This is a genomic window from Planktothrix sp. PLAVEN19ND, assembly GCF_057220675.1.
This window is the reverse complement of record NZ_CM170132.1, coordinates 5,305,698-5,324,711: the sequence shown is the minus strand read 5'-3', so window position 1 is coordinate 5,324,711 and position 19,014 is coordinate 5,305,698. Positions and strand designations below refer to the sequence as shown.

The window sequence follows — 19,014 nt, the reverse complement described above, 5'->3', positions numbered from 1 at the left end:
AATCCTATTATTTATTGCCCATTCCCTATTGATCAGAAATTTGGGACACCCATCAAATCGGATTGCTATAGTGACGCGGGGTATAAACCCATGGCTTTTTATCTCCTTGCTGAATCATCCGAGTTTTACTTGATCCGATTAAAATAACTGTCCGCATATCGGCATCTTCAACGGTCAATTGTTCTAGGAATTTGATCGTCACGGTTTGCCCTTTTCGACCTAAATTACGCGCTAAAATAATCGGGGTTTGGGGCGATCGCCACTTTAATAAAATCTCTTTTGCCTGGGAAAGTTGCCAAGTCCGATCCTGAGAAACTGGGTTATAAAATGCGATCGCTAAATCCGCCTCTGCCGCTAACTCAATTCGCCTAGCAATGGTTTCCCAAGATTTAAGAATATCGGATAACGAAATTGCACAAAAATCATGTCCCAAGGGCGCGCCCACACTCGCCGCCGCCGCTTGCATCGCCGAAATCCCAGGACAGACCTGAATCTCCACGGTTTCCCATGCCGGTTTTGCCTTTTTTTCTAATACTTCAAACACCGCCGATGCCATGGCATAAATCCCCGGATCACCGGAAGAAACTACCACCACCGACCGCCCTTGAGTCGCTAAATCTAAAGCTGTTTCCGCCCGATCTAATTCCACCCGATTATCCGATTCATGGCGAATAATTTCCGGTTTCCGCAGAAATTCTACTAAATCTAAATAGGTTTTATAACCCACCCAATCCGTTGCGGTTTCCAGCACCTCTCGCACCTCTGGAGACATCCAACGAACTGCACCCGGCCCCGTTCCCACGATCGCTAATTTCCCCTGATTTAGCCCGGTTTCTGGCGGGGAAATCGGGCTTTCTTCCCCTAGGGTAGTTCGGTAGAAATCCTTTTTCTCCTCCGTTGATTTTCCCTGATCCAACAGATAAACCAAACAATTTAAACTCGGTTTTGCTAATGCCAAACTATTATAATCTCGAATCTCAATAGTTAATTTCCCATCGGTGGCAAAGGGTAACTGACTCTTTTCTAACCAGTCGGCTGCACCGATTAATTTTACTGTTTCACCCGCCAACAAATCAGCAATAAAAGTTTTAGCATCATCGGGATTAACTAATTGATAACCCGCAGGGGGAGATAATAATGTAGTTTTAAATCTAATCTCGCCACTGGTGGTAATTGCCGGGGAAATTTGCAGGGCTGAGGCAATTTGACGGGCTAAATCATTAACTCCTTGTAAACCCCCCAATAAAGGCACAACAGCACTACCATCTTCCGCGATCGCTAAAACCGCAGGTTCGGTATTTTTATTCATCAATAAAGGAGCAATTGTCCGAATTAAAATTCCCGCCGCACAAACTCCAATTATCGGTGTTCCGGTTTGGAATAATTCTCGCACCGTTTCCCCAAAATTTGTATAGGTTAAATCCGCCGATTGAGTCCGATGAATTAAACCATAAATCATGGATGAACCGAGTACCCGTTGAATTTCCCGAGCAACTTTTATACTGGTTTCTGTTAGAATAATAATAGCGGGTGGTTTCATTGGGGTTGGGTGGTACTCGGAACTAAAATTAATGACCAATAGGTAACGGCTTCGGGATCAACTTCAGTAATCGGAATAATTTTTTGATTCGGTAAAGTCGCTCTTTCGATATAAAGGGCGCGATTTAATAATCCTAATTCCTGCAAAATATCCCGAACTTTCGCAAAATGTCGGCCTAATTTAATAATAGCAGCAGCGTCAACTTTGGAAAGGCGATCGCGCAATATTTCCGCCTCCAATGTGCCGGGCATAATGCTAAAAACATCATTGCGATAGGTGATCGGCACGCCCAACATGGCGGCACTGGCCATCACCGAAGAAATTCCGGGGACAACTTCAATGGCAAACCGCCCCGCGAGGCGATTAAAGATATACATAAAACTGCCATACAGCATGGGATCGCCCACACAGAGCACCGCCACATCTCGCCCCAGACTCAACTGTTCGGCAATCTTGTCGGCTGCGATATCATAATAGGGTTGGGAACTGCGCTCCACACTAAAGGGGAGGGGCATGGGAATTTCAATTTGATCGGGGCGAATAAAATCAGCTACGATCGCCCGGGCCAAAACCTTGCCATTTTCTAGGGTCGGATAGGCAATGACCGGGACAGTGGTTAGAATGCGGTGGGCTTTGAGGGTGAGTAATTCGGGATCTCCCGGGCCAATACCCAATCCATAAAGTCGTCCTAATGGGCTCATAATTCGTTTTCCTTTGCTAAGGCGTTGACTGCGGCGGCGGCGATCGCACTTCCCCCCCGCCTCCCGTGTAGGGTGATAAAGGGAACACCGCGACTATTGGCGGCTAATTCGGCTTTTGATTCTTCTGCCCCCACAAACCCCACGGGAAAACCCAAAATTAGGGCGGGTTTTGCTATTCCTAAATCCAGTAATTCCAGTAAGCGAAATAGGGCGGTGGGGGCATTACCAATGGCAATGACAGCCCCGGCTAAATCCGGTTTCCATAATTCCAAAGCCGCGGCCGATCTGGTATTATTAATTCGATGGGCTATTTCGGGAACCTCTGGGTGATTCAGGGTACAAATAATCTGATTATTTTGAGGTAATCTCTTGCGGGTAATCCCATTAGCAACCATCTGAGAATCACAGAGAATTTTAGCACCATTTGTAAGGGCATCCCGTCCGATTTTTACCGCATCGGATGAGGCTTCTAAATCCTTAACAATATCGGTCATTCCACAGGAATGAATCAAACGCACGGCTACATGAGCTAAATCCTCCGATAGATTTTCTAAGGGAGTTTCAGCGCGAATCATCGCAAAGGATTTTCTATAGATATCGTCACCATTTCGCAGGTAATCTAACATATTAATTATTTGATGTTTAAAAAATTATTCTGGTTGGGTTTTATTGAGATCAATACAAACTTTCTTAATTAATGGAAGAATATCAACCAGTTTTCCCTCACAAACTTGATGGTTTAACGAGTCTTGACCCTTGCCAATATAAACTTGATATCCCTCAACTTTTTTGCCATTTTGTTCAATTGTTGTTCCTAAAAGTGTAATTTCTGCCGGACTCGGTTGGGCGCATAATTTATCACAACCGGATAAATGAATATTCACAGGGGAATTCAGCGTTAACTGTTCCTTGAGATAATCTCCTAATATTAAAGCATGGATTTGGGTTTCCGTTGCCGCTGCCGCACACCCGGGTTTTCCCGCGCAAGCAACAATTGCCGCATCGACTAAAGAATTTGATAATCCGAATGGGGCGAGTTTGGGGAATAATTCCGGTATTTTTTGATCGGGAATATCGGGAATTAAAATAGTCTGCCAAGGGGTTAAGCGTAACTGACCACTCCCAAAGGTTTCCGAGATTTCTACTAATTCCAAGAGTTGATCTGCACTCAATTTTCCTAATTTTAAGGATAAGCCTAAATAGGATAATTCGGCTTGTTTTTGGGGATGAATTCCTAAATGGGCATAGGGTTGGGAGGGTAAGGAATTTAAATTTTTTAAAACTGTATTTTCTGCGTCAGAAATTAGAGTTAAGGGATACTCTAACTCAGCCTTAACCAATTGAATATATTTTTCCAATCCCCAATCTTTGAGTAAGTGTTTCATCCGAGGTTTTTTCCCGGTTGGAGATGGATTTTTCCGCACATAATCGATATAAACATTAACCAAAGATTCTACTACGACTAAACAGTTTTCTGGTTTAATAAAAACTGAAGTAGGATATAAAGTTTTATCGCCTCCGAGGGCTAACTGGAAGTAAATATCAGAGGTTAAATGGATAGAATCAACAGCAACTGCTGAGAGTTGAATTTCGTTATAACGGTGTTCCCAAACTATGGGTGAGCGGGTTCCAATTCCTACTTTTCCCCCGCCATCAATGCCTATACTAAATTTAGGACTTAGTTCAAGAATTGAGGGATGATTCTGAATAAAATTATCTAATTTTTCAACCCATGGACGAGTATCAATTAATTCTTGAGGATCAATTCCGGCGGTGGGACTAGCCATAATATTCCGCAGGTGATCGATCCGAGGATCAAAAGCGGCTAACCCCAGGTTTTGTAAGGTTTGAAATACGTCTAAACTCGGGGAAGTTTGTACCGCCCGAATTTGCAAATTCCCTCGATTTGTAACTTGTAGGGTTTCACTTCCCCACTCTTGGAGTAGTTGGGCGATCAATTTCCCCTGTTGAGTATTCAGCCATCCCCCAGGAGTGCGGATGCGAATTAAAAACCCATCTTGGGCGGGAGTCCCATAAAATAACCCCGGACAAACTTTTGTTTTAACTAACCAATTCACAGTTGTTTTTTCTCCATGCAACGCAGAGAATGAGTTAGAAACTGGTTTTTTTTCTATTCGTTTAAAACCGTGTTTCTATCCAATCTTAAACCGCTTGAAATTGGCATTCTGACTCGCAAGGGAAAAGCTGAAAAAGTAAAATTCAATTATTTTTTCCTTGATTACAGTTGCGGCACAGTAACGGAATCTCACCGGACTTTCCCAACAACAAGCTAGGGAATTATACCACAGTTGACACTCTGCGTTAAAAAAATGTAGGGGCGAGGTCTCCTCACCCTAATCGGGGAATCTCGCTGTATCATCTGTGTCTGCACCCAATTAAGATAAGTACCTAAACAAAATTAATTACACATCCTCTTCATCAAATACCGGAGGCCAGATTTCTGCAACTATTAATTCCCATCCAGGTAGCAGTTCGCTAACAGTTAAAATATCACCATTTCTTAATATAATTACAGGCTGATCTGGTCGGTAAATTTCCAGTTGACAGGTATCGGGGTCAATCAGAATTGCAACTTTAACACCCTGTTGGATATAAACTTTAATTTTATCTCGCAGTTTTTTTAGACGATCGCTTTGAGATTTGACTTCAACGACTAAATCGGGAACTAGGGTCGCAAAATATCTCACACTTCTGAGCAAGCGATCGCGCAATACAAAAGTAACATCCGGTGCTTTTAGGTCACTATTTGGTAAAATGAACCCACCTGCTGAGTCAAAAACACGACCCAAACCACGAGGTTTCACCCAATTACTGAGTTGACGAGCAAATTCTAAGGAGACTTCACTGGCGACTATATCTGATGGCCCCATAATGGTGATATTACCCTGTTCCAGTTCAATTTGATAGTCCAAACCAGCTTCACACAAGACGGACTCGATCCGCTCTAGGTCTTTGACGGTCATTTCAGGCATGGTGCAGAAGTCCCAGGAGATTGTTATAACTGATCTTACCGAAAATACACTTGAAGCAGGAGCGCATTTCACCTTCAATGTAACTCAATTTTATATTAATATCACGCTCAATATAAATATTGCTATATTCAGTTAAAATAAGTAAAGTTGAAACTATTGCTAAAAAATGAACACCCTATCTACTTCCACAATTCAACCTCAAACCCTGACCAAAATTGGCGTAATTGGAGGGGGACAACTGGCTTGGATGATGGGAATAGAAGCCTCATCTTTAGGGGTTTCTTTATTTGTTCAAACCCCCCAAACTGACGACCCCGCCGTACCTTTTGCCACGGAAACTATTTTAGCCAAAATTGATGATGCCACAGCCACGGCAAAATTAGCAACTCATTGTGATGTCATTACTTTTGAAAATGAATTTGTGGATTTAAACGCCCTATCTAAACTTGCGGAACAGGGGGTTTGTTTTCGTCCTCGTTTATCAGCTTTATCTTTATTATTAGATAAATATGATCAACTCAGTTATTTAGAAAAAATCGGTTTACCCGTTCCCGAATTTCAACTTTTAAACCCCGAAAATGGTAAAGTAATTGATCATAATTTGGGTTATCCGGTGGTTTTAAAAGCCTGTCGTTATGGCTACGATGGCCAGGGAACTTTTATTATTAAAAATGCCGAGGAATTATCGAAAACTTGGGCAAAATTCAATTATCCTCCCATGTTATTACAGAAATTTGTTCCTTTTGAACGGGAATTAGCGGTGATTGCAGCCCGTTCAGTTGCGGGAGATGTGGCAGTTTATCCCATAGTTGAAACAGTGCAGAAAAATCAAGTTTGTCATCGGGTTATTGCTCCAGCTAATATTAATAAAACTATAGCCGAACAAGCAGAAGCGATCGCAACAACCCTACTTAATAGTTTACAAGTTATTGGTGTATTTGGGATAGAATTATTCTTAACATCCGAAGGTAAAATATTAGTTAATGAAATCGCCCCCCGCACCCATAATTCCGGTCATTTTAGTTTAGATGCTTGTGAAACTTCCCAATTTAAACAACATTTAAGGGCGGTGAGTGGTTTACCGTTAGGCAATACCGCTTTAAAATGTAGTGGGGCGATCATGGTGAATTTATTAGGGTTTGAAACCGCTAATAGTGAGTATTTAGAAAAGCGTCAAAAGATCGCAGAAATTCCTAATTCCTTCATTCGTTGGTATGGTAAAAACACATCTCGCCCAGGTCGAAAACTAGGTCATGTAACGGCGTTAATTCACACAGAAAATGGTCAAAACATAGAACAAGAAGCAAATGCGATCGCCTCTAATATTGAATCTATTTGGTATTCTTAGAATGTAGAAGTCCCGCCCACGCACCAAACCCCAATTATTACTAATTATAACAAAAAAACAATTCACAGCTTTTTTTTAGTAATATATTATTAATTCAAAGGAATATTGTCACTAATTAAAAATGGCAAACTCAATCTATTCTATTCCTATTGAGTCATCATTAGGAATTGCTAAACATTATTTTATTTCTTCCGATGGAACCTTTGAAAATTCAATCGGTTGGGGGCCTAATGGCGTTGAATATAAAGGCAAAGCAGCCGAATTAACCCCTGAACAAGAACAACGGATTTTAGAATATCCTCAAAGATTTGGAGAGTATAATATTCATCGGAATAATTGTGAAATGTTTGCTTGGTATGTGATTACAGGTAAACAATATTCAGGACAAATTCAAGACAAAATTCATACTGCTATTGGAGCTTTAGCCGTTTCTTTAGTTCAACCTGTTTTAACCGTTCGCAGTTATGAAAGTTATCAGTTAAAGCAGGCTATTACTAACAAGTTAAATGAAGATTTAAAAAGTGCTAGAAAAGAAAAACTGAAACAACAGCAAAAACAGCGTGATGAATTTTGGCGAAAACGAGATGCGGGTGAATTGTAGATAAAGTATTATTAGGTGCGTGGGCTGCAAGGGAGTATCCTACAAAGTTAAACAACTTGGCAAAAATTCCCTATATTTTTTTGATGGGGTAAAGGTTTACCCTCTGCTTGATAACTCTCAATTAATAATTCAATAACCTCCTCTGCATTATTAACAGCATCTTGATAGGAATTTCCATGGGTACAAGGTTGCATAATATCCTCAAATTCAGGTAAAAATACCACAAAACATTGATCTTCCTCAGACCATTGAATAATAATTGTGTATTTCATTCTTCTGTCTCCTTAGTAATTAACTCCCTAACAAATCCGAGGTAACTGTTCTCCACTCAACATATCAATAATCCGTTTTGCTCCGATTGTACTTTCCATAGTAACTAAAGGATTTGAAGTCGTTTTAACGCAACCAATTAAACTCGCTTCTGGAATTTTTGCCCGTAAAATTGATAAGGTTTTTTCAATATCTTTCTCAGGAACAAACACCGTAAACCGCCCTTCATTAGCAACATAAAGGGGGTCAAATCCTAAAATTTCACAGGCTCCTCTAACTTCTTCTAATACATTAATAGCCGTTTCTTGAATTGCAATTTCAACTTTAGCAGCAGTAGCAATTTCATTTAAGGTACTGGCTAAACCGCCCCGGGTTAAATCTCGTAAACAGTGAATTTCTATTCCCGCCTCTAATAACTCTAAAACTACATCCGCCACAGGTGCAGAATCACTTTCTATTGTTGTTTCAAACTCTAATCCTTCCCGCACCGCCATAATTGCAATCCCATGTCGCCCCAAATCTCCATTAATAATAACAGCATCTCCAGCTTGAACGGATAGGGGATTAATCGTTAAATTATGTTCAATGATTCCAATTCCCGATGTATTAATAAAAATCCCATCTCCTTTGCCTTTATCAACAACTTTAGTATCTCCAGTAACAATTTTAACCTGAGCTTTTTCGGCAGCTTGTTTCATCGATAGAATAATTTCCCATAAAGTTTGAATTGGTAAACCTTCTTCTAAAATAAAACCCACACTTAAATATAAAGGACGAGCCCCCGCCATTGCCAAATCATTAACGGTTCCATAAATCGCCATTGAACCAATATCTCCCCCTGGAAAAAATAGGGGATTCACCACATAGGAATCCGTTGTAAATGCTATTTTATTTCCGTTTAATTGTAGAGTAGCTGCATCATGTTCCACTTGATTAGAACTCCCAAAAGTAGGTAAAAACATTTTGTCAATTAATTGCCGCATAAGTTTACCACCTCCCCCATGAGCGAGTAAAATATGAGGATATTGTTGCAGAGGAATGGGACAAGTTAAACTAAAATCTGGATTAGAGGTCATGGAGAGGTTATTGATAGAATTACTATCAATTCTATAATGAAATTTACGGAACTTCAAAAAATCATGAAAAGTTATTATAATTTCTCTCAAAACTTAACTACTGGTACAACATTTATTACTGTCGGTGGAGCGACTGGGGCCGGAATTTATAGCACAATTGGTGGTGTCGGACTGGTAGGAAGTTTTGGGGGAATTGGGTTAGGAATGATGCCCTTAATGGGTGTGGGGGCGGTGGCGGGGGCTGCAACTTATGGAGCATTTAGAGCTATTAATCAAGGGGATGCTATTGCTTGGGGTGCAGTAGGATTAGGGGCAATTTCTGGGATAGGAATTTCTTCGGTTGTGGGAGGAATGGGGTTAGGTTTTGCCGGAACAGGCGTCGGAATTGGTATGGGAACATTAGGGGTTTTTGGCGGAATTGTTGGCTTAGGATTATATGGAATTGCCCAATTAATTGATGCTGGCGGAAGCCCAGAAACAGCGTTTCAAGCCTTTGACCGGATGGAAGAACGGATTTTAGATCAGGAATTTTATACCGCCGCGTTATTAGAACTTATTCCTGAATTTCAAGAAGAAATATTAAAACAAAAATTCAATGATTTAGAAATAGATGAAGAATTGAAACAGCTTAAACAAAATATTCAAGATCCCCAGAAATCATCTGCTCAAAAAAAACCAGAAAAACCTAAGATTGAAAGTCACAATCTTGTTATTTGTCCCCATTCACCGGATTTAATGTGGACAGAAACACAACGTTTAGCCGGACATCAAGATTCAATTCATGCGGTGGCTTTTAGTCCTGATGGTCAAACTTTGATTAGTGCTAGTGATGATCGCAATATTCACATTTGGGACGTTAATACAATTAAGAAAAAATATACTTGGTTTATGCCCTATGAGATGTATTCTGTTGCCATTAGTCCTAATTCAGAAATAGTTGCCACGGGGAGTGTTAATGGTCGAATTACCCTCTGGAATTTTCAGACTCGACAACTGAATCGAACTTTATTAGATCTGAATTTTCCTGAAAAAAATATGGGAATTATTACGTCCCTTGTATTTAGTCCCGACAATCAAATTTTAATCAGTGGAAGTAGCGATAAAACCGTTAGACTTTGGTATTTTAAAACCGGACAATCTAAACGAATTTTGAACGGACATACTGATGGAGTTTGGTCTGTAGCTATCTGTTCTAAGAGTCAATTTGTAGCTAGTGGTAGTGCTGATCAAACCATTAGAATTTGGGATCTTAAAACCTATCAAAATCCTATGGTTTTAACCGGACATTCTAACTGGGTGACTTCGGTTTTATTCACTCCTGATGATCAAACTTTAATTAGTGCAAGTGCAGACAATACAATTAAAGTCTGGGATTGGAAAAATCAGCAATTAATTCGGACATTAACTGGACATTCTGCCGCTATTTTTTCTATAGATTTGAGTCCCAATAGTCAAATTTTAGCGAGTGGAAGTGTCGATCAAACGGTTAAATTATGGAATTGGAAAACAGGAGAATTATTGCAAACGCTCTCCGGTGGTTCTCCCGTTGCCTTTAGTCCCGATGGTCAACGATTAGTTAGTGGAAGCAAAAAGGGTATTTTACAACTCTGGTATCAACAATTGAGTTTACCGGAATTAATTGCATCTGAATGTTATCAAAATTGGTGGCAAGTATTAGGGGTAAATCCCAAGGCAACACCGAATCAAGTCAAACAAGCTTATTATCAATTAGCAAAACAATATCATCCTGATTATAACGTTAAATCAGAAGCGATCGCTGTTATGCAAAGAATTAATCACGCCTATGAGACTTTTTTAAATGAATGGAATCAACAGGTGCGATCGCAATCAATAAAATGATCAATTTAACAAATATAAAGATTAGTAACTAAATCAAAAAAACAAGAATAATTATAATTTTTGAATAAAGTTAGTTGTGTACTATTACAACATAATTTAGATATTTCGCAATTTTATTTCGAGTGATTGATTATTCATGTTGCTTTTCAATCGCTCTTGATAAAGATACATAATATCGTTAATAGCTACTTCTTTGACTTCAATTGAATTAACTAATTTAATCTGTCTAGTTGTTCCTCTGGTAATAATCCAAACTTGTTTATGATGATTATAAAATTCTTCTGTTGTTCTTCCAGATAATTCAATACTACCTTGCTTCAGTTTATTACAATAATTATTTATTTGTTCACTTTTACTGTTTTCTATATTCTGGAAATCAAGAGTACAATCATAAATAACTGCTAAATTTCCAATTTTGAAAAAACCATCAGCTTTTCCTGCTTGTCTTTCTCCCCCAAAATTATATACTGTCTCTATTCCCAATAACTTTAGTAAATAATAAGCATATTCTTCAAATTGTTTCCAGTTATTTGTTGTGATAATTTTATCAAAAAATCTCGGTGATAAATCTGAATCTAATTGTATTTTTTGATTCGGGTTATCCTTGTTAATGTCTGAAATTTTATTAGGAATAAAATTATTTTTTAAAGTAAAAGCAATTAACTTATTCATAACTCTCTGAAATTCAAGCATTTCATCCGTGAAAATACGGATTTTGGTGCTAATAAATTCATTCTCTAACTTTTTTCTTTGATCTATTACAATATATTTAGTACCATTTTTTGATTCCTTCACCTCAAAAAAATAGTAATGGGAACTGCTAAAATATTTTTCTTCTAAAAAAATTAGATTATTTTGCGATAAATTAGATTCTATTTGATTATTATGATAATTGTTATCAGTTTTAGTAACAGAAGTGTCATTTAAGGAAAAATCAATTAGCTTATTCAAAATTCTTTGAAATTCAAGCATTTCATTTTCAAAAATACGCATTTTCGTACTAACAAATTCATTTTCTACCTTTTTTCGTTGATTGATAATAATATACTTAGAACCATTTTTTGCTTCTTTGACTTCAAAAAAATAATTATGTGAACCGCTAAAATATTTTTCTGTTAAAAGAAGATTCCTTTTTTCAGAAGAAAACCAATTTTCTGTCATATTTTTTATCCCTTTATATTAGCTGAGTTATTAAATAAATATAATATCAATATATATAACACCTCATCAAGTCAAACAAACTTATTATCAATTAGCAAAACAATATCATCCTGATTATAACATTAAATCAGAAGCGATCGCTGTTATGCAAAGAATTAATCACGCCTATGAGACTTTTTTAAATCAATGGAATCAACAGGTGCGATCGCATTCATAAAAAACAAGATATAGTTGTAAAAATTCGGGAGCGTTTCTTATGGAAGTTGAATTAATGTATCAGCACGCTTACACCCTTGGGCGTTTGCGGCTTCTAGGTGGAGAACAAGTGCGGGTTGAAGCCGCTTCGATGGTGGGAATGTCCAGTGGTGTCACCTTGCAGACCCAGGCTACAGGTGGTTTTCTCAAGTCTCTAGGACGGGCATTTCTAGGAGGTGAAAGCTTTTTCCAGAATGTCTACACCGCACCAGCGCAAGGAGGGGAAATTCTAGTAGCTCCTGGCTTACCCGGCGATCTGATGACTCTGGATATTACTGAGCCGATGTTGGTACAATCAGGAGCCTATGTTGCCTCTGATATTAGCCTTGAAATTGACTCTAAATGGGGTGGCTCCAAGTCTTTCTTCGGTACGGGGGGCGGGCTGTTCATGCTACGAGCGCAGGGTCGTGGCAAGATGGTGGTTTCTTCCTATGGAGCCATTCACGAAATTACCCTAGCCGCCGGACAGTCCTATACCATTGATACCGGACATTTGGTGGCACTACCCGAAACCATGCCCTTCAAAACCCGTTCTATTGGCGGGATGAAGACATTTCTGTTTAGCGGTGAAGGGTTTGTGGCTGATCTAACTGGCCCTGGGAAGTTTTTGGTGCAAACGCGATCGCAGGATCAATTCCTCTCCTGGTTAATTCCTAAACTGCCCCAAAGTTCGAGTACCAGCAGTAGTAGTAGCCAATAAAAAGCTGCATTTTGCGAGACATTAATCACTTTTTTGTATCAATAACAAGGTTTTCTTAATATCATGAAACTTCTTTCTTGTTTATTCTCCATTTCTCTGCTGACAATCACGTCTCTGATTAGTTATCCATCATCTGCAAGTACAACGGACAATCAGAATTTATTGGTATTAATTTGACGAGATCAAATAACAAAAATTTTACAATGATCCTTCATCGGCAGTAGAGAAGATATAGTTATAAAATTCTGTTCCTGTAACGACATTGATCACAACGACTCGACTTGTATCTTTATCGTACATCACACGAACTTTTTTATCTTGAGCCATAAATTTATTCCCCGAAGTCCGCTTTAACATTCCCGCGAAGAAAAACTCTCCATCCTGAATTTGAACAGCAATTTCGTTAGTATTTCTTTGGGGAGTCATATAAGTCTTTTCAGGTGCAGAAGACTGAGCAATCTGCATGGGGGTATTCTGTAAGTAATTAGCTTGAACAGGTAAAGAAATACCTACTGTACCAACAAGACAAGCGATCGCTAATAAGGAGGTTTGAAATTTCATAGTTGTTTCCAAAAATCAAGTTGAATGTTAACAAAAATCAAAACTTTATATTTGATTCCCCATCGCTAGGGAAACGATAAAGTTATCACCAAACAAAACTGTAGGGGTTAAACTGGCATATCAAACCCCTACAATAAAATACCACAACCTATTGAGGATTGCTAGATATATTCGGTTTTCTCAACATTAGAGATTTCGGTTGAGATTTAGGACGGACGCGATAAACTTTGAATTTGTTTAATGCTAAACTAGCGGCTTGTACGACGTTAGTTTGAGGATCTCGCAATGCTTTTTGTAAGATCGGAATGACTTGATGAGAGGGTATCTTTCCTAAAGCAATAATCGCTTCTTGACGAACACTCGGATCAAGATCTTGACTCAATCGAGTTAAAATGGGGATGCTTTGTTGCACTTCCCGACTCAATCGACCAGAAGCAGTGAGTTTTCCTAATGTTGCAGCAATAGCATAACGAACTTGAGGGTTAGGATGTTGTAAATATCCGGTTAATGTGTTAATAGATGCAAAGTTTCCCGATGCTCCAATTGCTGAAATTTGCTGAATTAATTCTTCCTCTGATGAGAGTTTTGTTGAAGGTAATGTTATTTTTTCTGTTTGAATAGTAGCGGTTTCTGTAACAACTTCCTCAACGGTAGGAGACTCTAAAACCGGAGATTCTGTAACAATTTCCTCAACAGTAGGAGACTCTGAAACCACAGGTTCTGTAACAACTTCCTCAACGGTAGAAGACTCTAAAACTGGAGATTCTGTAACAACTTCCTCAACGGTAGGAGACTCTGAAACCGCAGGTTCTGTAACAACTTCCTCAACGGTAGAAGACTCTAAAACCGCAGGTTCTGTAACAACTTCCTCAACAGTAGGAGACTCTAAAACTGGAGATTCTGTAACAACTTCTTCAACGGTAGGAGACTCTAAAACCGCAGGTTCTGTAACAACTTCCTCAACAGTAGGAGACTCTAAAACTGGAGATTCTGTAATAACTTCTTCAACAGGAGAAGATTCTAAAACTTCCGGTTCTGTTTCTAAAACTTCATCTTTAACAAAAGATGTTTCTGGCAAAGTAAGGATTAGTTCTGTTGCTGGAGTTACTGCTTCTGGTAAAATTTCCGATTCAACTCCTTCATCGGCAGAAAATTGACTCAGTTCCCGAACCTGTGCTTGACTTGTTTCCAATTCAGCAGTAACTTGTTCCAAAACTGTTCGATGCTCAGTCAAAAATTGATCTAGTTCTTCAACTTGAGCTTCACTTTCTTGTAATTGTTCTGTAATTTTTGCAACCTGAGTTTCAGATTCAAAAAGCGATTGATTCAGTTGTGCAACCTGAGTCTCTTTCTCCTGTAACTGCACACTTATCTGTTCGATTCGAGCTTGATATTGATTTTCTAACGTTTGTATTGCTTGCTGAAGTTGATTTTGATGTTTCTGTTCTGACTCTTGAACAGCTTGTTGAATCCGAATCTGATGTGATTTTTCCTGTTCCTCTCGTTGCCGACGATTGTTTTCTTCTGTACTATTTTTATGATTGGAGATCTGTTGGTCAAACCACCAGTAGGCCAGTCCTACACCAACCACGACCCCAATAATTAACATAACCGCTAAATTGCCGAAAACCATAAAATCACTCCTATTTGATCGAAATCTAACGCAGTTCTCTCAAGATAAGCTGTTAAGCATTATCAATCCCAAAATATGGGTTTATAATCTATAAACTATAGGTTGCTTATTTTGATACGATACTACTATACCCAAAAACAAGCAAAGTGATCCAAACGGCTATTAATCAAATACCAGTCCAGTCCCTATCAAGGATTGAACTCTGAATATCAGGCCAATAATTGTAGAATTATATTCACCTTTAACTTAACTCTTGACCAACTACCGAGAAAAAGCGATCGCAAATAGGAGTGATTACTGATTCCGTTCTTTTTGGAATATGGGAATAGAAACTTCAAATGCCGTAAAATTATCTTGATCTCGGTAACAGAGAATTTCCCCTCGATGTTGTTCTACCACAATTTTATAACTAATCGATAAGCCTAAACCCGTTCCTTTGCCCACCGGTTTTGTAGTAAAAAATGGGTCAAAAAGCCTATTTTTTACCTTATCTTCAATTCCCGGGCCGTTATCTCGAATTGTAATTCTAACCTGTTCTAAAGGAGGTAATTTCCCCTTGAGTTCTGTCAAATTCGGATGAATGACCTCCGTAGTGATTTTAATAATTCGAGGTTCGGGTCGATTATCTAAGGCATCAATTGCATTGCCAATCAGATTCATAAACACTTGATTTAACTGTCCGGCATAACATTCAACCTTGGGTAACTTGCCATATTCCTTGATTAACTCAATTCCACCGGATGCCCCTTTAGGTTTTAAACGATTTTGTAAGATTAATAATGTACTATCAATACCATCATGAATATTGACGGGCTTCATTTCGGCTTCATCTAACCGTGAGAAACTTCTCAAAGATACGACAATTTGACGAATCCGATCGGCTCCCATTTCCATCGAAGATAGAATTTTCGGTAAATCTTCGACTAAAAATTCTAATTCAATTTCTTCGCCTTTAGCTTGAATAGCAGGAGTCGGAATCGGATAAATTTCCTGATACAATTCCAACAATTCTAAAATATCTTGAGTATATTCCTTGGCATAGGTAAGATTCCCATAAATAAAATTAACCGGATTATTAATTTCATGGGCAACTCCGGCGACCATTTGTCCAAGACTCGACATTTTTTCACTTTGAATTAATTGGGATTCCTTCTGTTTTAAATCCTGTAGGGCTTCACTCAGATGAAAGGCTTGGGTTTGGGCTGCTAAGGCCGCCGCCCGGGTTTGGGCATATAATTCTGCCTGGTCAATGGCGATCGCTAACTGATCCACCACCGCGCGTAAAAGTTCCACCTCACTGTCCCGCCAAGGTCGATATCCTCCATAATGATTACAGACTACCGCTCCCCGTTGACCCGAGCGCGTTTCCAAAGGTAATAACAACAGGGAAAAAATACCCGCCTCCTGTAAAAACCTTCTGGTAGATTCATCTAAAACCGTTGTGGTGTGAATATTATCAATTTTAATCGTCTGAGCCATCCGAATTTTTTCGGCTAACAGAGGGATTTGTTCCGGGGGATAGTCCTGCAAACCATTGGATAAATTGGGATTTAGGGATTCGTGGGTGACAGTAAAACTGGGTTGTTGATTGGGTTGAATGTGCATATACCAGAGGAAATGACATTGATCCACCTGCAATAAAGCCCGAATTTCACTCACAGCAGTTCCAAGAATGGTATCAATATCTAAGGAATCCCGAATCTGACTCGCCAACCGAAATAATAACCCTTCCCGGCGACTTTGGAGTTCTTCCCGCGCCTTCACCCGATCAATACCCACGGCTAAAGCATTGGCTACCCATCCCAAAACCCCCCGGGCTTCGTCATTGAGAGTGGAGTGGCTACAAATTGCCATTAACCCCACCAGACGACCTTCCACCACCAAGGGAAAATCAAACGTCCGATTTTTCATTAGGGGTAGGGGGTAGGGAATAGAACTGGTTAAAACATCGGTTTCGGTAATATTATCTTCATGAACGGCTAACCCGGCATTGGCTTGGAGTTCTAATTGATTGCTATTCAGATTTAATGTCCAGATTCCCACCCCGGCCACATCAGGATAATCGGCGATCGCCTGTATACAATGGCTGAGAATCGTGGCAATTGACCCCCCGTGTCCTAGGGCTGTTCCCACTTCTGCTTCCAATTGAGAAAGCCGTGATCGCTCTAACAACAAGGTTTCAGCTTCTTTTCGTTCCGTAATATTCCGTGAAACCGCAATAATTTCATCAATGTCTTGTGAGTTCTGATTTCTCAACCCATGACAGGTACTTTCAAACCAAATATAGTCACCATTACAACATCGAATTCGGTAACTGACAGTATAAATATCTTGACAATTTCTCAATAGCGAATATTTTTCTTGAGTCCCGGCCAAATCCTCGGGATGAATCAAGTCATAGACCGATTTCCCGATCAATTCTTCCGGTGCATATCCTAATAATTGCTGACTAGCCGGAGAAGCATATAAATATGTGCCATCGTTGCTATGTCGAGAAATCAAATCCGTCGCATGATCAGCCAAAAGCCGATAACGAGCCTCGCTTTCGCGCAAAGCATCCTCAGACTGTTTGCGTTGGGTAATATCGGTTTGAATTCCGATAAAATGAGTTAAACGTCCTTCTCGATCGCGCACCGGAGAAATTGACAGTTCATTCCAGAAGTAATTGCCATCTTTGCGATAATTTTTTAAGGTAACGCTACATTCCCGATGTTGGGTAATCGCATCCTTGAGGTGGGCTAATTCTTTTGGATCAGTATCCTCACCCTGAAGCATCCGACAATTGCGCCCTAAAACTTCCTCCTGAGAATAGCCGGTTAATCGTTCAAAGGCGGGATTACAGTAGATAATCGGACAATCGGTGGCGGTAAAATCGCTAATCACAATTCCGCTAGGACTGGCCTTAATTGCCCTTTCCAGCAATTCCATCCGCACTTCGGACTGTCTGCGTTCGGTAATATCAATTCCCGTCGCAATCACATATTTGATCAAGCCATTCGCCTGAAACAAAGCCGTATTTGACCAAGCAATCCAATGGCGTCGGCCATTAGGCTGAATCCATTCCGTTTCCCAAGCATTTAAACTTGTATGATTCGGGATCGGCGGAAGGGAATGTTGAGTTTCCATCGATTTGGGAGATTCATCAAACTCAATCATTATCGACGATCTAGGGGCTGGTTGGCTACTAGAATCTAAGGGCAATAGGTTAACCCCCAACTCATCAAAGGTTTTTCCTTCGACTTCCTCGGCGGAATATCCCGTCAGTTGTTCACAGGTTCGATTAAACCGAATAATTCGACCCTCGGGATCAAGGACAATCACCAAAGCACTTACGGTGTCGAGAACCGCACAAACAAAGTCCCTTTCTTGGCGAACGACTTCCCAAACTTGCTTGCGTTCATTAATAATATCTTCGAGTTGACTGAGTTTGGTTTGGGAGTGAATCAGTTGGCGGTGTAAGTTAATTTGGCTAATAATTTGATGGTTGAGGGATTGTAAAGCCTTAATGGTTTCTGGTGGTAGCTCCCGGGGCTGATAATCCATGATCGACAGCATCCCTACCATTAAGTTATCGGTGGTGATCAAGGGAAGACCCAAATAAAACCGAATCCCAGGCTCTCGTTTAACTAAGGGTTGGTTAGAAAGCCGGTGATCATTCCAGGTATCGGGAATAATAATCGGTTCTGGAGATAGTTTTAAGGTAGATTTAGGAGGGTTCAGGGTTAAGGACTGATCGAGATCGTCTTGATCCTCCGTCAGCGATTCTAGTTGGCAGTGCAATTCAATAATAAACTCGCAGAAATTCAAATAAGAGTGTATTTTTCCCGTTAAACCCACCTGAGATTTCAACCACTGATGGCTGGTATCCATAAAGGTAATTAAAGCAATGGGCGTCTGGGCTAGATGGGACGCTAGGTGAGTCAAATCATCAAAGGGAATTTCAGCAAACCTGTGGATGACCTGAGAAAGATTATTGCCCTCTGGGCTGAACATGGTTTGACCTAAAAATCTTGCGTTCATTATCGGTAATCACCATACAAAGGGAGTGGCTAGATATCAGCAACCGGGTATTTCGCTTTTTGGGATGAGATGTTCGTATTCACTGAGGGGTCAAGGGTTAGTCGCTAACACCTCAACACCTTAACACCTCAACACCTCAACTGTTACCCGACATCTGACTTTTGTTTGACTCGCCCTAGCTGTATGACATTGTTTGTCCAAACGTCCTGATCTCACACAACCTTTTTAATCTACTTTAATCTTAACAAAGGTTGCAGCCACTTCTACTGGTGATATCGGCTGATGCAAAAAATCT

At 39.8% G+C, this 19,014-nt stretch carries 16 protein-coding genes; 5 read left to right on the top strand and 11 right to left on the bottom strand.

Annotated features, from left to right (window positions below; genetic code table 11):
- Positions 1 to 52: 52 nt before the first annotated feature.
- From cobJ to AC2D3N_RS22865, 5 genes are all read right to left on the bottom strand, one after another.
- Positions 53 to 1,540 carry a precorrin-3B C(17)-methyltransferase gene (cobJ, locus tag AC2D3N_RS22885; protein ID WP_484692267.1) on the bottom strand — a complete coding sequence of 496 codons (1,488 nt, stop codon included), beginning with the start codon at positions 1,538 to 1,540 and terminating at the stop codon, positions 53 to 55.
- Positions 1,537 to 2,241: a precorrin-2 C(20)-methyltransferase gene (gene cobI / locus AC2D3N_RS22880; protein ID WP_484692266.1), complete on the bottom strand. Its 705-nt coding sequence runs from the start codon at positions 2,239 to 2,241 to the stop codon at positions 1,537 to 1,539. The genes cobJ and cobI overlap by 4 nt, the downstream gene beginning before the upstream one ends.
- Positions 2,238 to 2,867, bottom strand: coding sequence for a precorrin-8X methylmutase (locus tag AC2D3N_RS22875; protein ID WP_484692265.1), 630 nt, complete (start codon positions 2,865 to 2,867; stop codon positions 2,238 to 2,240). The genes cobI and AC2D3N_RS22875 overlap by 4 nt, the downstream gene beginning before the upstream one ends.
- 24 nt (positions 2,868 to 2,891) lie before the next feature.
- On the bottom strand, positions 2,892 to 4,319 hold the full coding sequence (gene cobG, locus AC2D3N_RS22870; protein ID WP_484692264.1) for a precorrin-3B synthase: 1,428 nt from the start codon (positions 4,317 to 4,319) through the stop codon (positions 2,892 to 2,894).
- Between the two features lie 345 nt (positions 4,320 to 4,664).
- The gene (locus AC2D3N_RS22865; protein ID WP_079680500.1) at positions 4,665 to 5,234 is read right to left on the bottom strand and encodes a Uma2 family endonuclease; all 570 of its coding nucleotides are present in this window, start codon (positions 5,232 to 5,234) and stop codon (positions 4,665 to 4,667) included.
- A gap of 166 nt (positions 5,235 to 5,400) precedes the next feature.
- Here AC2D3N_RS22865 and AC2D3N_RS22860 point away from each other — a divergent pair, with 166 nt between their 5' ends.
- Positions 5,401 to 6,582 carry a 5-(carboxyamino)imidazole ribonucleotide synthase gene (locus AC2D3N_RS22860; protein WP_484692263.1) on the top strand — a complete coding sequence of 394 codons (1,182 nt, stop codon included), beginning with the start codon at positions 5,401 to 5,403 and terminating at the stop codon, positions 6,580 to 6,582.
- Between the two features lie 121 nt (positions 6,583 to 6,703).
- A complete protein-coding gene (locus AC2D3N_RS22855) occupies positions 6,704 to 7,183 on the top strand; it encodes an NC domain-containing protein (protein WP_484692262.1) in 480 nt (159 codons plus the stop codon).
- A gap of 47 nt (positions 7,184 to 7,230) precedes the next feature.
- On the opposite strand, the gene AC2D3N_RS22850 is transcribed toward AC2D3N_RS22855, so the two are convergent.
- The gene (locus AC2D3N_RS22850; RefSeq protein ID WP_484692261.1) at positions 7,231 to 7,455 is read right to left on the bottom strand and encodes a type II toxin-antitoxin system HicB family antitoxin; all 225 of its coding nucleotides are present in this window, start codon (positions 7,453 to 7,455) and stop codon (positions 7,231 to 7,233) included.
- Positions 7,456 to 7,482: 27 nt separating this feature from the next.
- Positions 7,483 to 8,529 (bottom strand): hydrogenase expression/formation protein HypE, encoded by a 1,047-nt coding sequence (gene hypE / locus AC2D3N_RS22845; protein ID WP_484692260.1) that lies wholly within the window; start codon positions 8,527 to 8,529, stop codon positions 7,483 to 7,485.
- Between the two features lie 63 nt (positions 8,530 to 8,592).
- On the opposite strand from hypE, the gene AC2D3N_RS22840 reads away from it, so the two are divergent.
- Entirely contained in the window at positions 8,593 to 10,389 is a 1,797-nt protein-coding gene (locus AC2D3N_RS22840) for a DnaJ domain-containing protein (RefSeq protein ID WP_484692259.1), read from the top strand.
- Positions 10,390 to 10,485: 96 nt separating this feature from the next.
- Here AC2D3N_RS22840 and AC2D3N_RS22835 read toward each other — a convergent pair whose 3' ends face one another.
- Positions 10,486 to 11,550, bottom strand: coding sequence for a hypothetical protein (locus AC2D3N_RS22835; protein WP_484692258.1), 1,065 nt, complete (start codon positions 11,548 to 11,550; stop codon positions 10,486 to 10,488).
- Positions 11,551 to 11,584: 34 nt separating this feature from the next.
- Between AC2D3N_RS22835 and AC2D3N_RS22830 the strand changes: the two genes are divergently transcribed.
- The gene (locus tag AC2D3N_RS22830; protein WP_484693786.1) at positions 11,585 to 11,767 is read left to right on the top strand and encodes a J domain-containing protein; all 183 of its coding nucleotides are present in this window, start codon (positions 11,585 to 11,587) and stop codon (positions 11,765 to 11,767) included.
- Between the two features lie 39 nt (positions 11,768 to 11,806).
- Positions 11,807 to 12,505: a TIGR00266 family protein gene (locus tag AC2D3N_RS22825; protein WP_484692257.1), complete on the top strand. Its 699-nt coding sequence runs from the start codon at positions 11,807 to 11,809 to the stop codon at positions 12,503 to 12,505.
- Between the two features lie 198 nt (positions 12,506 to 12,703).
- Here AC2D3N_RS22825 and AC2D3N_RS22820 read toward each other — a convergent pair whose 3' ends face one another.
- From AC2D3N_RS22820 to AC2D3N_RS22810, 3 genes are all read right to left on the bottom strand, one after another.
- The gene (locus AC2D3N_RS22820; protein WP_484692256.1) at positions 12,704 to 13,066 is read right to left on the bottom strand and encodes a hypothetical protein; all 363 of its coding nucleotides are present in this window, start codon (positions 13,064 to 13,066) and stop codon (positions 12,704 to 12,706) included.
- A 148-nt stretch (positions 13,067 to 13,214) separates the two neighbouring features.
- Positions 13,215 to 14,699: a HEAT repeat domain-containing protein gene (locus AC2D3N_RS22815; RefSeq protein ID WP_484692255.1), complete on the bottom strand. Its 1,485-nt coding sequence runs from the start codon at positions 14,697 to 14,699 to the stop codon at positions 13,215 to 13,217.
- Between the two features lie 294 nt (positions 14,700 to 14,993).
- Entirely contained in the window at positions 14,994 to 18,719 is a 3,726-nt protein-coding gene (locus AC2D3N_RS22810) for a PAS domain S-box protein (protein WP_484692254.1), read from the bottom strand.
- Positions 18,720 to 19,014: the final 295 nt, after the last annotated feature.